The organism is Hankyongella ginsenosidimutans (genome assembly GCF_005144965.1).
Taxonomy (GTDB): domain Bacteria; phylum Pseudomonadota; class Alphaproteobacteria; order Sphingomonadales; family Sphingomonadaceae; genus Hankyongella; species Hankyongella ginsenosidimutans.
In genome coordinates this window covers 997,414-1,010,443 of record NZ_CP039704.1, presented here as the reverse complement: position 1 = coordinate 1,010,443, position 13,030 = coordinate 997,414, and the positions used below count along the sequence as shown (strand labels likewise).

The following is a 13,030-nucleotide window of genomic DNA, read 5'->3' as shown; positions in this document are numbered from 1 at the left end:
CCCCATGTAAGGTTTTTAGAACGAGTGTGTCCGGCGTACCACGCCGGCTTAACCAAAGGAAGCCACATGACGGAAGAACAGCGCCAGCACCTTGAATCCATGGCTTTTCGGCGCCTGCTTGAGCACCTGCGTCACCGTACGGACGTGCAGAACATCGACCTGATGGGGCACGGCGGCTTTTGCCGGAACTGCCTGGCCGACTGGCTGATGGAGGCTGCGGCGGAAACTGGCGCTTCGCTGGACAAAGCCGGTGCCCGCGAATGGGTCTACGGCATGCCATATGACGATTATCGCGCGCAGTTCCAGACGCCGGCATCGCAGGAACAGCTGGACCGCATGGCGGCGAGCGTCGTGCAGAACCGGAAATAGCCGTCAGGCGATGACGTTCGGCAGTTCGTTGCGGTCGTCAGGGCGAGGCGGGGCGATGCGCGCCAGCGCCTCAGCCGCCTGGTCGACCGCCGCGATCAGGCCGTCCGCCAGCCGCTCTTCACGGATGGCCGCGACCACGGTCGCCACCATGGTATCCCACACCGGCTGAAGCGCCGGGTCCGCGAGCGCCGTATCGACCACGACCTCGACCCGGTGCTCGGCCAGCGCAACGAACAGCAACAGGCCGGTGCGACCGCTGGTATTTGCCAGGCCATGCTGGACAAAGCGCGCTTCCGCTTCTTCGCGCACCCGGCGTTTGACCAGGGAGCCGGGGATCGCCCGCAGCCCAAGCACGCGAACTATCGCCATGCCGAGCGCCAGCACGCCGAGTTGCGCCAGCAGGATGTCCAGCAGCGGCCAGGCCGTGAGCCACAGCAGCGCCCAGGGCGTCGCCAGAGCCAGCATGCCGGAGAGCGCCCAGGCATATGGCTCCGGGTCCAGCGCGCGCGGCGCAACCATGCAGACGATCTCGCCGCTGGTCAGCGTCTCGATGCGTGCGACAGCAGCGCTGACGCGGCTGATGTCGGCAGCGCTGAGGGTCTCACCAGCCGCCACTTGCACCTCCACCGCCGAAGCGTCCGCCGCCACCGCCGAAGCCACCGCCAAAGCCGCCCCGCCCGCCGCCGGACCAGCCGCTCGACCCGATGGTCCAGATCAGCGGCAAGAGCCCCTGCCGGCCGGAGCGGGCCCGCAGAATGAAAAACAGGATCAGGAACAGGATGAACAGCGCTGTGCCGGCTGCGTTGGAGCCGTCGCTGCGCTCCGGGCGCTTGGCGGCCCGCTTCTGCCATTCTGCGGCGTCGCCCAGCAGCACGCTGGTGATGTCCTGCACCCCGCGCTCGATGCCGCCGGCAAAATCGCCTTCACGAAAACGCGGCAGGATCGACTCGCGGATGATGTAGCCGCTGATGAGGTCGGTCAGCTGGCCCTCAAGGCCGCGTCCGACCTCGATGCGCACCTTGCGGTCGTTCGGCGCGACGATCAGCAGCGCGCCGTTGTCCACCTGCTTCTGGCCGATCTGCCAGGTCTTGCCGAGCAGGTAGCCGACAGATGCGATGTCCTGCCCGTCCAGCGACGGCAGGGTGACGACAACCACCTGATCGCCGGATTTCGCTTCCAGGGCTTCCAGTTCGGCGGTCAGCCGCGCTTCCTCGTCCGGCGACAGCAGGCCGGCGGCATCGACGACTCGGCCGGTAAGCGCCGGCGGAGTGAAGCCATGCGCCGGCGCAGCCGCCAGCAGCAGCGCCAGCAGGACGGCGTTCAGAAGTCGGATCAATTGAAGCTGACTTTCGGGGCGTCCTGCGCCGCGCTGCTCGCCTGGAACATCTGCATCTGCTTGGCGTCGCCGTGGAACGCGCCGGTCACCCATTTGTCGGGGATTGTGCTGAATTCCAGATTATAGCCCTGCACCGACTCGTTGTAATTCTCGCGCGCGATGGCGATGCGGTTTTCCGTTCCCTCAAGCTGGTCCTGCAGGGCCAGGAAATTCTGGTTGGATTTCAGCTCCGGGTAGCGCTCGACCGTGACCAGCAGACGGGAGAGGGCGCTGCTGAGGCCGCTTTGCGCTTCCTGGAACTGCTGGAGCTTGGTTGGGTCCGACAGGTCGCCGGGGCGATGGTGACCTGGGTCGCTTTGGCGCGCGCCTCGGTCACGCCGACCAGGACATCCTTTTCCTGTGCGGCGTAGCCCTTCACCGTCTCGACGAGGTTCGGAATCAGATCCGCGCGCCGCTGATATTGCGCCTGCAGGTCGGCGAAGGCCTTGCGCGCCGCCTCGCCCTTGGTCGGAACATCGTTAATGCCGCAACCTGAAAGGGTCAGCGCCATGGCGATAATGATAAACGCCTGTCTTGCCTTGATGATTTCCCCATCGCATTTCGCCTCCATCATTTCCTGCCTACATATCGGAAATCCGCGCTTTCTACGCAATGGCGGACGGCTTGTTTTAATTGCGTACTTCGTGCGACAGTTAATCAGTCACCTTAACGGAACTTTTAATTAGACTGCTATACTCGTAGTGCTCGTAGTGGCGTACCCGCCCTTTAACGATAAAGGGACGGCTAAAGATCAACTCCAGAAACGGGGGCCAAGGTGACCGACGAGAACCCAGCGCAGGACGTTCGCCACTGTGAGAGCCGCTATGTCGCTGCATTCGATACGCTTGGCGAAGCGACGGCCCATGGTTTGCTGGCGGTCGATACGTCGGGGAGGATCGTTTACGCCAACAGCAGCGTCGAGCGGCTCTTCGGCTATACGGTAGAGGAGCTGACCGGGCAGCTGGTCGAGCTGCTGGTGCCGGAGCAATTCCGCGGCGATCATGTGCGCTACAGAAGCTCCGCCAACCTCGTCAATGACACCACGCGCACCATGGGCGCGGGGCGTGAGGTCAGCGGGCGGAACAAATTAGGGAAATGATTCCGCTCGATATCCAGTTGCGCCGCTCCCAGACCAAGGACGGCTCCGTGATTGTCGCCACACTCTTCGATTTGCGGCCGCGCCTTGCAGCGGAGCAGGCGTTGCGCGATGCCAAGGAGGAGGCGGAACGCGCCAACCGGGCAAAGTCGGAATTTCTGACCATCATGAGCCATGAACTGCGGACGCCCATGAACGGCATCCTCGGGTTCGGCCAGCTTCTCGATGGGGAGTTTTTCGGTCCTCTGAATGCTGAACAGAAAGAATTTGTGCAGTCCTTGTTGAGCAGTGGCAACCATCTGCTCAGCCTTATCAATGAAGTCCTGGAGTTAAGTAAAATAGAAACCGGAAAACTCACGGTTTCTGTAGAACAAGTTGACGTCGTTAATGTCGTAAAGTCAGTGTATACATCACTAACGCATCTGGCATTGCAATATGGTATCGGGATCGATGTTGCGGAATGCCATGATGATATTCCACTCGTACTTGCCGATGCCACCAGAATTTCGCAATGCCTTTATAATCTTGGATCGAATGCCATCAAGTATAATCGACCGAACGGCACGGTGTTGTTTTCAATCAAGGTCCTTGCCGGGCACAAGGTACGGATCAGCGTTACCGATACCGGCATCGGTATACCTGCGGATCGGCAATCGGAATTGTTTCAACCGTTCAATCGTCTGGGTGCGGAGCAAAAGGCCATAGAGGGGACTGGCGTAGGCTTGGCGCTGACACGGCAATTGGCGGAACTTATGGGAGGGTCACTGGGTTATACCAGCACGGAGGGCGTGGGTTCTACATTCTGGGTAGAACTCCCGATCTATCAACCCAATAAGGAAGAGGCGGACACCGTGCAGGAAACCGAGTTTCAAGTGGCGGCGCGGAACTTCAAGCTGCTCTATGTCGAAGACAACTACATGAACCGCCAGCTCATCAGTGCGATCTGCACCACCATCAAGAACGTCACGCTGATCGAGGCGAACGACGGCCGGAGCGGGCTGGAAGCGCTGCGCAACGAGAAGCCCGATGTCGTACTTCTGGATATCAATCTACCGGACCAGAACGGCTTCGCGCTTCTGCAGCAGATCAAGCGCGATCCGGAATTCGCCCTGACCCCGGTTCTGGCGCTCAGCGCCAATGCGATGCCGCATCATATCGAGCGTGGGTTGAGCGCGGGTTTCTTCCGCTATCTCTCGAAACCGATCATCGTTGCCAAGATCGTCGAGGCGATCAATGAAGCGTTCGACGCCTCGATCAAGGGCCGCCGGTCTGACCCCGACAAGCGATCGGCACTTGTCGGGGTCTAGCGCGCCTCAAGGGGTAGCCAGTTTGGCGCCCAGCCAGGTCGCAAGATACTCGAGATTGGCGATCCGCCGCCGCATGCCTGGATCGCGCAGCCGATCCATGCGGAAATAGCGCCGCATGGCCGGATAGCTCAGGTCGATGACCCGACCGAGGAATTCCGGGGACAGCAGGCCGCCGTGATCGTCCGTGGTCAGATTCAGGCGGTTCTTCAGAGGGTGGCTGAGGCGACGCATCCAGGGTGGCCGCACCATGCCGCTCAGCTCCGACAGGCGATGTTCCACCCCGGCGGCTGATCGAAACTATGGCCGTAGCTTGACATGTAACGTGCGAGTTTTGGGTCGATGGCGGCAATCAATCTGGCCTGGAATTGCCCGAACGTCTTGTAGCGCAGGGGAATTTGCAAGGCCGCTCGCACCAGATCGGTCTCGAGGAACGGCATGAAATAGGCGCCGTGACGGCCAACGAGGCTGATCTCCCGCCCGAAGAACGGCCGGCACCGAAAGGCCGGGTATATTTTCTCCACCTGCTGGCGGGTCAGCGTATCGTTGGTGGTCCTGATCGCGGCTTTCAGCTTTGCTGACAGGATCATGTAGTAGCGGTGCGGATCGAACTCGCTTGTGCAGTCCGCCGCATCGAACTGCGAGAAGAACGCATAGAGGATGTCCCGCGTCGTGTAGCGGCCGTCCGGCAGGTAGAAGAAGTTGCGGAACACTTCGCCGCAGCCGCCGGAGACAGCCAGCGCGCCGCCGGCCTGCCGGTCCAGCCTGGCGCGGCGGTTGCCGCCGTTGTCGAACAGGCCGCCGTCGGTCACCAGACCGTCGGTTTCCTCGAAATTCTCGGCGACGACAGCCGGAAATTCCGCGGGCGTGATCATCTTCCAGCTGCTTTTCTGGAACAGGTTGACCGCGAACCCTTCTCCCTTGCCGATGGCGCAGGCCAGCTCGACGTCCGGATCACCCGGGAGCCGTAGACATAGACATAGGGTTTGGACCCTGTGCCCGCAACGCCGCCAGCGCCATCCGGGAGTCGTAGCCGGCAGACAGTGGGCACTGGATATTGTCGCCGTAGAGCTTGACGGCGACCCCGGCGAGCGCAAGCACCCGGTCCGCATGCTCGCGCACCATTGACTCGATCGGGCGGTCGTCAAAGGCATCCGGCAGGTGTTTGGGCGTCGCGGCGAAGCTGACCTGGTCCCCAGGCGCAGCTGCTCGTGCGGCCCAAGGCGCTTCACCTCCTCGAATACCGTCTCGTCGCCCATCGGAAAGGCGCTGAACACGAACTCGTAGACCCCTGAGGCGAGAAGCGCACCCGCGGCAGGCAGGCCACGGTCGCCAGCATCGACGTGGAGACGATGTCGCGCGCGGCATCGTGGAAGACCTGGAAGGCGGCAAAATAGTCCGTCGCGACATGAAGCACGCCGTCTTTGCAAACCAGCAGCGCGAACTGGCCGATGCAGTCGCTCCAGCGCTCGAACGGAAAGGTGAAATCGTCCAGAAGCTGCAACAGCGCCGCCTCGCCGCCCTGGCCTTTGTAGAACAGCGTGCCCGCCACCGCGACGAAATCCCCGCCGCGCTGCACATGGGTCGGCAGCCCGGCGTGCACCGGGCCGCTGAAGAAGCCCTGGTGGGTCGGCGTTGCGAAATCCACCGGCTCCGGCAGGCCGTGACGGCGGAACTGGGCACGCGCAGCCGCCAGCTTGGCGGATGTCGCAGCCGGTTCGCCACTGCGACAGATAAACCATGCGCCCATGCCTGCTCCCTGGCGTTATTGCTCACGGCATGTAGCCGCCAGGCTGCGTAATTGAAACATCTGCGTTACGCGCCTAGACCATGATCGTTTGAGATTGAATCGATCCGAAGCGTGAATCATGGTCTAATTCGTTGAAAGGAGCCTGTTCACGGCATCGGTTGCAGCAATCATGCTTCAACCTCAGTCGATCAGGCTCTATGGCCTGACTATGAAAAATGACCAAACACCAAAACTCGTACTCGACAGCGCGGTGAAGCCCGCAGCGGTGCGCGGCCGCCCTTGGGTTTATGCGAACCAATTGCAGATGAACGCGGAGGCGCGCCGGATCGTGCCCGGCAGCGTGGTGCGCCTTGCGGAACCGAACGGTCGCCTGCTCGGCCTGTATCACTTCAACCCGCACAGCCTGATCGCCGCGCGGCTGCTCACCCGCAATACCGATCGCACGATCGACGCCGGTTATTTCGAAGAGCGGTTGGCGCGCGCGCTGCGCCTGCGCGACCGGCTGTTTGAGGCACCGTATTACCGGCTCTGTCACGCCGAAGGGACAGCCTGCCCGGGCTGGTGATCGATCGCCATGGCGATGTCCTCGTCGTGCAGCCCAACACCGCCGGCATGACCGCTGCGCTGCCGGATATTCGGGCGGCGCTGGAGGCCCTGATGGCGCCGCGTTCGATCGTCGTCGCCAGCGACGGCCCCGCGCGCGCCAGCGAGGGGCTGGAGCCGCTGTCCGCGCTGCACGGCATGGCGCTGCCGGTGCCCTTGGTCATCGAGGAGAACGGGTGCCGCTTCGCCATCGACCCCTGGGCGGGCAGAAGACCGGCTGGTTCTACGACCACCGCGACAACCGCGCCTTCGCCGCGCGGCTCAGTCGAGGCGCATCCGTCCTGATGCCTATTGCTACGCTGGCGGGTTCGGCCTGGCTGCTGCAAAGGCCGGCGCGGCGCGGGTGACTCTGGTCGACCGGTCCGCCCCGGCGCTCGACCTGGTGCGGACGGCGGCTGACCTCAGCGGTCTGAACGATTGCCTCGAGACTGTAACGTCCGAGGGGTTCGCCTATCTGGAGCAGGAGACCCGGCGGTTCGATGTGGTCATCGCCGATCCGCCCGCGTTCGCAAAATCCCGCAAGGATGTGCCGGCGGCGCTGAAAGGTTACGAGAAGCTGGCACGGCTTGCCGCTGACCGGGTGGCGGAAGGCGGCTTCCTGTGCCTGGCATCGTGCAGCCACAACGTGCTCCCCGAGGCCTTCGCCGAAGCAACCGTGCAGGGCCTGCGCGCCGCCGGGCGTGCCGGGCGGCGCATCCATACCGCCGGCGCCGGGCCGGACCATCCGGTGCACCCGTTTTTGCCGCAGACGGCCTACCTGAAGTTCATAGCATACGCGCTGGATTAGGGTCAGGACCCATTAACGACGAGGATCGTGCCGCCATCCGCAGGACGCGGCGCTTTGGCGTGCAGGTTTGTTACTCGGTCGTTGAATATGTTCAATATTCGCCTCCCTCGCGCCTGCCTGCGCGCCAAAATCGCCAGCGCCACAGCCTCATTCTTAATGAGTCCTGACCCTAAAACTCGATTGGTACTCTTCAGTTTCCTTTAAGTTTTAAGTTGGATTATCGGCCATCTGGGCGGGTGAAAGCGATGCATTCGCCTCTAAAGCATCTCGCCTTAAATGTGGCCCAGGACTTGGACCAAGCACAGTGTCGCATTTAAGGGGAAAAGATACTTTAGATTCAAAGGTATGTATTCGAACTAAACCTGATTCACGCCTTCGGTTGAAGCAATCATGCTTCAACATAAACCGATCAGGCTCTGTGCAGATTGTTGTCAATGCGGTATATTTTCTTTTCATTTCCCTGGCGTTCAGTCTGCTGATTGTGCAGGATGATACGGTAAATAAGAGAGATTGGTCCACACGATGAACGGGACTCAATTCTCCGGAGCGCTTTTCTCGAAAGCGTTACTGTACGCCGGCCAGCGCTGGCGTGTCATATCCTTGTTGTCTGGCGGCATAGTTTTCATAATAACTCTTATTATCGCATATGCGTCAATGTACAATATGTACGTACGGCACGTCATGCAGCAACAGCACATAATTGCCGATCGTATCGATGCAATGATCGCCGATGGCACTGAAACACTTCTCACTTTAGATAAGTATTATAAACCAGATTGTTCTGAAAAGACGCTACTTGATTTAAGGATAATACAATTTAAATCACAATATATTAGAGATATAGGCATATTTGATGCCGATGGAAGGCTTGAATGCACGACAGGACTGGAGAAATTAAATAAGCCTATAGAATTACCTGCACCAAATAATGTAATTAATGGCTTTGATATTTGGTGGAATTTGCCAATTACGATAGGCGAAAGAAAAATAAGTTCAGTTGTAAGGAAATACAAAAGATTTAATGTCGTATTTGACTACAATTTTGTCAACAATTTTAAAAATGACATAAAGTATAATGAAAACATGGTGGCGCTTGCCTGGGGCGATTCGGCAAAATTGTCGCAAGTTCGGATGGTTTTGACTCTGAAAAACTTGGAAGTTACATTTTAAATACTCCCGGTGAAAAACGTGGTTATGGTGTAGATTTTTGTATTTCCTACTCTTCTATCCCAGTGGGCCGTGGGACGTATACACTCCACACTTTGATCAACTGCATGGATGCGGCCCGGTCGCAACCCGCGCTGGCCCTGACAATGTTCGCGGCCAGCGCGTTGCTCGCGATCCTGGCGGGCATGATGCTATCGCCGAGATTGCGGCGACTGAGTCGCTCAAAGTACAGAATGAAATTTCTGTGCCGATATGAGAATGTTATTTGCTATTATCAGCCTGTCATGGATATGCTGGCAAACGAAATAATCGGTTGCGAAGTCCTGGTTAGAATACGCGATGGACATAATATACTTTATCCTGACCAAATTCTTAAAGATATATCAGAACAAGGCATGACATGGGCGCTGGATTCTATCGTCTCTAAAAAGGCTTTGAGAGAACTGAATGAGAGAATTTCGCCAAATAAACCCTTCCGTGTCGCCTTTAATTTCTTCCCTGAGGATGTAAAGTACGATCTTCTTTCCAGGCACTTTGATATGCAATTGTCAAAGTGTAGTAAGAACTTCTGCGTCGGCATTAAAGTCACGGAACATAGCCTCTGAGGAAATCATCCACGAAATCTCCCGGATCAAAAAATGGGGTACGAGGTGTCCGTGGATGATTTTGGCACCGGATATTCGAATCTCAGGATCGTCAAGAATATTCAACCGGATATCATCAAAATCGACAAATCGTTTGTCTTCGACATGGAAGAATCAAGCGTGCGTTCGTCAATGATCCCGCAGATCATCGACATCGCGGCGACTGTCGGCGCGCGGGTAATTGCGGAAGGTGTGGAGAACGTCGAGCAGCGGGACCTGCTGCTCAAGCTCGGTGTCCAGTATGGTCAGGGTTATTATTTCGGTCGTCCCATGCCGCTCGAGAGTTTTGCGCAGATGTATGAAGAACAGATCCGGGTCCAGGCTGACCGGCGCGCAGAACAGAAGGTCGTGCGGATTTTTCCCACGACGTAGTGCAACACCACTATGCTCTGGGGCCGGCCATAGACCATGATTCACGCTATCGGTTGGAGCAACCATGTTCCGCCCCAACTGAGCAGGCTCAACCGGTTCCCGGGCATTCAGGCCGTTTCCAGGACGCTCCAGCCGGGCAGCGCCCTGCCCTCGGGCGCGGCTCAGGTGGGCCGGGGGCAGCGCTGTCGATTTCCAGCGGTCCCAGGTGCTTCCGCATGGCCCGACGCACAAGAATCAGGCTGAAGACAGCCTGAAGCCGACGCTGGCGACCGAGAGCAGCCAGATGTCGCGCAGCGAAAATGCGGTTGCCGCGCGATGATTAAGGCAGGCACCGCGAAGGTGATGAGCCGCGTTGCCATGCTGTACAGGGAGGGCAGGGTGTTGCCGAACGCTTGAAACATGCCGGAACAGCAGAAGATCAGTCCCGCGCCGATGAAATTCCAGGCGATGATGCGCAGAAAGTCCGCGCCGAACGCGACGATGGCGGCATCGTTCGTCAGCATGCGCAGCAGCACGGCGGCGCCATATTGGCAGGCAAGCATGGCGAGGAGCATCAGGGCCGAGCACAGGAGGCTGGCCCGCAGAAGGTTTCGCGCACCCGTTCCGGCTGGCGCGCTCCCATATTCTGGCCCGCGATGGCGGGAACCGAAAAGGCGATCGACATCACCGGCAGGAACAGCGCCTGCATGATGCGCGATCCAGCGCCGTATCCTGCCTGCGCTGCAGGGCCGAAGTCGCGGATGATGAAGTAGATCAGCGTGGTCATCACGAACATGATGCCGAATTCCGCCCCGGACGGCAGCCCGATGCCCAGCATCAGGCCAGGTGGCGAATTTCGGCCGCCAGTCGCCGGGGTCGTTTTCAGGTAGCGCTCCTGCTTCAGCATATGGCGGCAGAAGATGGCGAGCCCTGCGAAAACCGCGCAACTGGAGGCAAGGCCGGCCCCCATGACGCCGAGCGGATGGCCTGTTCCCCAGCCGGCGATCAACACCGGCGCCAGAACGATGTTGACGACAATCGACAGCACCTGCCCGAGCATCACGGGTTTGACGACGCCGGTGCCGCGCAGGCTGGCGGCGATGGCGGTGATGGGGAACTGCAGCGCCAGGCCCGGCATATACCAGTGCAGGTAGGTGCTGCCGGCGATCTGCGTCGCCGTATCCGCGCTGATGCTCCCCATGTAGGCGTCGACGCCAAGGTACCCGACGATCAAGGTCGCAAGCATGATCGCAAGCGCCAGCGAGATGGACTGGTTGTAGACATGGTTCGCGCCGTCGCGGTCGCCGGCCCCACACGGCGCGCCAGAACGCCAAGCACGCCCACCGTCAGTACCTGCGTGATGGCGATGCTGAGGAAAACCAGCGTACCTGCGGCGCTGACGCCCGCGAGCGCCGCCTCGCCGAGGTGCGAAACGAAATAGAGGTCGATCAGGAAATATAGCGTCGAGACCAGTTGGCCGATGGCGATGGGGGTTGCCATCGCTATGATATGACCGGTGATCGGCCCCTTGGTCAGGTCTCGCATGGCCCGGCTCCCGGTTGGAGCGCCAGCTAGTGCCTGAGCCGTCGTCGTGCGGCAAGGTCCAAAAGTCATGCCAGCGGGCAGCCGAGCAATCCCTTTGCATCTGTGTGATTCGCGCGGCAAATCCATTGCTAGACGGTAATGATTTCCGCTGACGCCCCGGCGCGGGATATTTTATATGTGGCGCGCTGGCTCCGATGTTACATTTATGCAATATGAAAATTGGTTTTGCTTCCGGTAAGCAAAAACATAATGAGCATTCGGCTACGATGACGACGGTAGCATGTGGCGGCGGCAAAAATAAACCGCAGCCCCTGCACAAAAACCTCGTCTATATCGATTGAAGAATATGGAATTTTCTTGGCGTCTGCCGAATATTAAAGGCAGCCTTCGAGAAATCCACCTTATTCCCTTCAACTCGTCTTTGGTTGACTGGTCGCTAATGGGCGCAAGCCCACGGTTCTTTCCCCTACCCTCTACCGCGCGACCAGTCAGCCGCCTGCGCCCCGCCTAATAAAGTCAAGCATCGCCGCTCTGCGATAAATCGAGGTGATCCATCCGTATTGCCTGATTTCGCCTAAAATACTCGCGCGCGCTCGCTGCATGCGCCATAAGCAGGCGAGGCAATTCCAGCGCCGGCGATTATCGGGACTCTGACATGCGTACGCCCAAACCACTTTCATCGGCCAGAGCGGTCTTTAACCAGTTCGTTCAGGTCGAAGGAGCGGGCAGTTATTTGCTGCTCGCCGCGGCGCTCATCGCCATGCTGGTCGCAAATTCGCCGCTCAACGAATGGTATCAAGGCCTGCGCCATCTGAAGCTGGAGCTTGGGGCGCCGCCGTTGAGCCTGGCGCTTTCCGTCGAGCACTGGGTCAACGACGCGCTGATGGCGCTGTTCTTTCTGTTGGTGGGGCTGGAACTGAAACGGGAAATGCTTCAGGGCGAACTGTCCCGCAAAGGGCAGATGCTGTTGCCGCTGACCGCAGCGCTTGGCGGCATGGCGGCGCCGGCGGCGGTCTACCTCGGCGTGATCCAGGGGATGCAACGCTTGCGCATGGCTGGGCCATTCCGGCCGCGACCGATATCGCCTTTGCGCTCGGGGTGCTCATGGCGCTGGGCAAACGGGTTCCACTCGGCCTCAAAGTGCTGCTGACCAGCATCGCCGTGATCGACGACCTGGGCCATCGTCATCATTGCCGTGTTCTACACGCAGTCTTTGGCGCTGCCGTACCTGCTGGGGCGTTCGGGCTGTTCATGCTGCTGCTGACCCTGAACAGGCTTGGGGTGGGGCGGGTCTGGCCCTACCTGCTGATCGGGGCGGCGCTATGGTACGCGACCTACAGGTCCGGCGTGCATGCGACGCTGGCTGGCGTGCTGCTTGCGCTGACCATTCCGCTGCAGCAGCGCGGTGCGCGCGACAGCGCCCTTTGCGGCTCGAGCACGGCATTCACCCTTGGGTGACGTTCCTGGTCGTACCGGTTTTCGCGTTCCTGAACGCCGGTGTGCCGCTATCCGGCGCTGTGGCTGGGCCGCTGCCCGAAGCGGTCGCACTTGGCCTGATCCTCGGCAAGCCCGTCGGTATCCTGGGGGTCAGTTTCCTCATGACGCGGCTGCGCCTGGCGCAATTACCGAGCGGCGTGACCCTCGCGCAGATGATCGGTCTTTCGTTGCTATGCGGAATAGGCTTCACGATGAGCCTGTTCATTGGCGGCCTGGCGTTCCGCGATGGCGCACATGTTGATGCCGTGCGTATCGGCATCCTTTGCGGCTCCATTGTTTCGGCGATCGCCGGTTTCATCGTGCTGAACGCCGTGCTGAAGCGCCCGGATGCGCAAAAGGCGACCTGATCCCGGTCAAGATTAGGCTTTTCGCGCCATAGACGTTAGTTTAACGGTAATTCCGTGATCTTAGAGCATGATCGGCTGAGGCGGAAAGCATGATTGCTTCTGCCGATGGCATGAATCAGGCTCTACGCAATAAATGAGGCCATGATTCACGTTTCGGATCGATTCACTCTGAAACGATCACGGTCTAGAGGCGCT

General features: G+C 59.6%; 16 protein-coding genes and 4 pseudogenes. 10 read left to right on the top strand and 10 right to left on the bottom strand.

Annotated elements, in window-relative coordinates; translation table 11 throughout:
- Nucleotides 1-99 precede the first annotated feature (99 nt).
- Complete coding sequence (locus E6W36_RS05790; RefSeq protein ID WP_246048182.1) at nucleotides 100-369, top strand: DUF1244 domain-containing protein; 270 nt, start codon at nucleotides 100-102, stop codon at nucleotides 367-369.
- Between the two features lie 3 nt (nucleotides 370-372).
- On the opposite strand, the gene E6W36_RS05785 is transcribed toward E6W36_RS05790, so the two are convergent.
- From E6W36_RS05785 to E6W36_RS05775, 3 genes and pseudogenes are all read right to left on the bottom strand, one after another.
- Entirely contained in the window at nucleotides 373-996 is a 624-nt protein-coding gene (locus E6W36_RS05785; protein ID WP_222874024.1) for a TPM domain-containing protein, read from the bottom strand.
- The gene (locus tag E6W36_RS05780; protein WP_246048181.1) at nucleotides 971-1,705 is read right to left on the bottom strand and encodes a TPM domain-containing protein; all 735 of its coding nucleotides are present in this window, start codon (nucleotides 1,703-1,705) and stop codon (nucleotides 971-973) included. Before E6W36_RS05780 ends, E6W36_RS05785 begins: the two co-directional genes overlap by 26 nt.
- Nucleotides 1,702-2,255, bottom strand: a pseudogene (locus tag E6W36_RS05775) (LemA family protein). The gene E6W36_RS05780 and the pseudogene E6W36_RS05775 overlap by 4 nt, the downstream one beginning before the upstream one ends.
- Nucleotides 2,256-2,519: 264 nt before the next feature.
- On the opposite strand from E6W36_RS05775, the gene E6W36_RS05770 reads away from it, so the two are divergent.
- Both E6W36_RS05770 and E6W36_RS05765 read left to right on the top strand, forming a co-directional pair.
- Entirely contained in the window at nucleotides 2,520-2,843 is a 324-nt protein-coding gene (locus E6W36_RS05770; protein WP_222874022.1) for a PAS domain S-box protein, read from the top strand.
- Entirely contained in the window at nucleotides 2,840-4,147 is a 1,308-nt protein-coding gene (locus E6W36_RS05765) for an ATP-binding protein (protein WP_222874021.1), read from the top strand. Before E6W36_RS05770 ends, E6W36_RS05765 begins: the two co-directional genes overlap by 4 nt.
- A 6-nt stretch (nucleotides 4,148-4,153) precedes the next feature.
- Here E6W36_RS05765 and E6W36_RS05760 read toward each other — a convergent pair whose 3' ends face one another.
- The 4 genes from E6W36_RS05760 to E6W36_RS05745 all read right to left on the bottom strand — a co-directional run bounded on the left by E6W36_RS05760 (nucleotide 4,154) and on the right by E6W36_RS05745 (nucleotide 5,894).
- Nucleotides 4,154-4,396: a hypothetical protein gene (locus E6W36_RS05760; protein WP_222874020.1), complete on the bottom strand. Its 243-nt coding sequence runs from the start codon at nucleotides 4,394-4,396 to the stop codon at nucleotides 4,154-4,156.
- Nucleotides 4,397-4,401: 5 nt separating this feature from the next.
- Nucleotides 4,402-5,019: a hypothetical protein gene (locus E6W36_RS05755; RefSeq protein ID WP_222874019.1), complete on the bottom strand. Its 618-nt coding sequence runs from the start codon at nucleotides 5,017-5,019 to the stop codon at nucleotides 4,402-4,404.
- Nucleotides 5,020-5,098: 79 nt separating this feature from the next.
- Nucleotides 5,099-5,269, bottom strand: coding sequence for a hypothetical protein (locus tag E6W36_RS05750; RefSeq protein ID WP_222874018.1), 171 nt, complete (start codon nucleotides 5,267-5,269; stop codon nucleotides 5,099-5,101).
- A gap of 103 nt (nucleotides 5,270-5,372) precedes the next feature.
- On the bottom strand, nucleotides 5,373-5,894 hold the full coding sequence (locus tag E6W36_RS05745) for a hypothetical protein (protein WP_222874017.1): 522 nt from the start codon (nucleotides 5,892-5,894) through the stop codon (nucleotides 5,373-5,375).
- 208 nt (nucleotides 5,895-6,102) lie between these two features.
- Between E6W36_RS05745 and E6W36_RS05740 the strand changes: the two genes are divergently transcribed.
- The 5 genes and pseudogenes from E6W36_RS05740 (at nucleotide 6,103) to E6W36_RS18200 (ending at nucleotide 9,467) form a co-directional block, all read left to right on the top strand.
- Nucleotides 6,103-6,459, top strand: a complete 357-nt coding sequence (locus tag E6W36_RS05740; protein ID WP_222874016.1) for a class I SAM-dependent rRNA methyltransferase — start codon at nucleotides 6,103-6,105, stop codon at nucleotides 6,457-6,459.
- Nucleotides 6,456-6,782: a class I SAM-dependent rRNA methyltransferase gene (locus E6W36_RS05735; protein WP_222874015.1), complete on the top strand. Its 327-nt coding sequence runs from the start codon at nucleotides 6,456-6,458 to the stop codon at nucleotides 6,780-6,782. The genes E6W36_RS05740 and E6W36_RS05735 overlap by 4 nt, the downstream gene beginning before the upstream one ends.
- Nucleotides 6,715-7,284, top strand: coding sequence for a methyltransferase (locus E6W36_RS05730; protein WP_222874408.1), 570 nt, complete (start codon nucleotides 6,715-6,717; stop codon nucleotides 7,282-7,284). The genes E6W36_RS05735 and E6W36_RS05730 overlap by 68 nt, the downstream gene beginning before the upstream one ends.
- A 681-nt stretch (nucleotides 7,285-7,965) precedes the next feature.
- The gene (locus tag E6W36_RS05725) at nucleotides 7,966-8,454 is read left to right on the top strand and encodes a CSS-motif domain-containing protein (protein ID WP_222874014.1); all 489 of its coding nucleotides are present in this window, start codon (nucleotides 7,966-7,968) and stop codon (nucleotides 8,452-8,454) included.
- Between the two features lie 104 nt (nucleotides 8,455-8,558).
- Nucleotides 8,559-9,467 (top strand): annotated as a pseudogene (locus E6W36_RS18200) (EAL domain-containing protein).
- Between the two features lie 161 nt (nucleotides 9,468-9,628).
- Here the strand turns inward: E6W36_RS18200 and E6W36_RS20455 are convergent.
- The 3 genes and pseudogenes from E6W36_RS20455 to E6W36_RS20445 all read right to left on the bottom strand — a co-directional run.
- Entirely contained in the window at nucleotides 9,629-10,021 is a 393-nt protein-coding gene (locus E6W36_RS20455) for an MATE family efflux transporter (protein ID WP_281277468.1), read from the bottom strand.
- On the bottom strand, nucleotides 10,021-10,284 hold the full coding sequence (locus E6W36_RS20450) for an MATE family efflux transporter (RefSeq protein WP_281277516.1): 264 nt from the start codon (nucleotides 10,282-10,284) through the stop codon (nucleotides 10,021-10,023). Before E6W36_RS20450 ends, E6W36_RS20455 begins: the two co-directional genes overlap by 1 nt.
- Before the next feature lie 231 nt (nucleotides 10,285-10,515).
- Nucleotides 10,516-10,946: pseudogene (locus E6W36_RS20445) on the bottom strand (MATE family efflux transporter); the annotation flags it as partial.
- A gap of 700 nt (nucleotides 10,947-11,646) precedes the next feature.
- Between E6W36_RS20445 and E6W36_RS21845 the strand changes: the two are divergent.
- Nucleotides 11,647-12,449: pseudogene (locus E6W36_RS21845) on the top strand (Na+/H+ antiporter NhaA).
- On the top strand, nucleotides 12,446-12,835 hold the full coding sequence (locus E6W36_RS20430; RefSeq protein WP_281277465.1) for a Na+/H+ antiporter NhaA: 390 nt from the start codon (nucleotides 12,446-12,448) through the stop codon (nucleotides 12,833-12,835). Before E6W36_RS21845 ends, E6W36_RS20430 begins: the two are co-directional and overlap by 4 nt.
- Nucleotides 12,836-13,030 lie beyond the last annotated feature (195 nt).

Coding starts and splice junctions, on each gene's coding strand:
- E6W36_RS05790 (WP_246048182.1), top strand. CDS start 100: ATGGCTTTTCGGCGCCTGCTTGAGCACCTGCGTCACCGTACGGACGTG.
- E6W36_RS05765 (WP_222874021.1), top strand. CDS start 2,840: ATGATTCCGCTCGATATCCAGTTGCGCCGCTCCCAGACCAAGGACGGC.
- E6W36_RS05760 (WP_222874020.1), bottom strand. CDS start 4,396: ATGGTGCGGCCACCCTGGATGCGTCGCCTCAGCCACCCTCTGAAGAAC.
- E6W36_RS05755 (WP_222874019.1), bottom strand. CDS start 5,019: ATGATCACGCCCGCGGAATTTCCGGCTGTCGTCGCCGAGAATTTCGAG.
- E6W36_RS05750 (WP_222874018.1), bottom strand. CDS start 5,269: ATGGTGCGCGAGCATGCGGACCGGGTGCTTGCGCTCGCCGGGGTCGCC.
- E6W36_RS05745 (WP_222874017.1), bottom strand. CDS start 5,894: ATGGGCGCATGGTTTATCTGTCGCAGTGGCGAACCGGCTGCGACATCC.
- E6W36_RS05740 (WP_222874016.1), top strand. CDS start 6,103: ATGAAAAATGACCAAACACCAAAACTCGTACTCGACAGCGCGGTGAAG.
- E6W36_RS05725 (WP_222874014.1), top strand. CDS start 7,966: ATGCAGCAACAGCACATAATTGCCGATCGTATCGATGCAATGATCGCC.
- E6W36_RS20455 (WP_281277468.1), bottom strand. CDS start 10,021: ATGCTCCTCGCCATGCTTGCCTGCCAATATGGCGCCGCCGTGCTGCTG.
- E6W36_RS20450 (WP_281277516.1), bottom strand. CDS start 10,284: ATGCTGGGCATCGGGCTGCCGTCCGGGGCGGAATTCGGCATCATGTTC.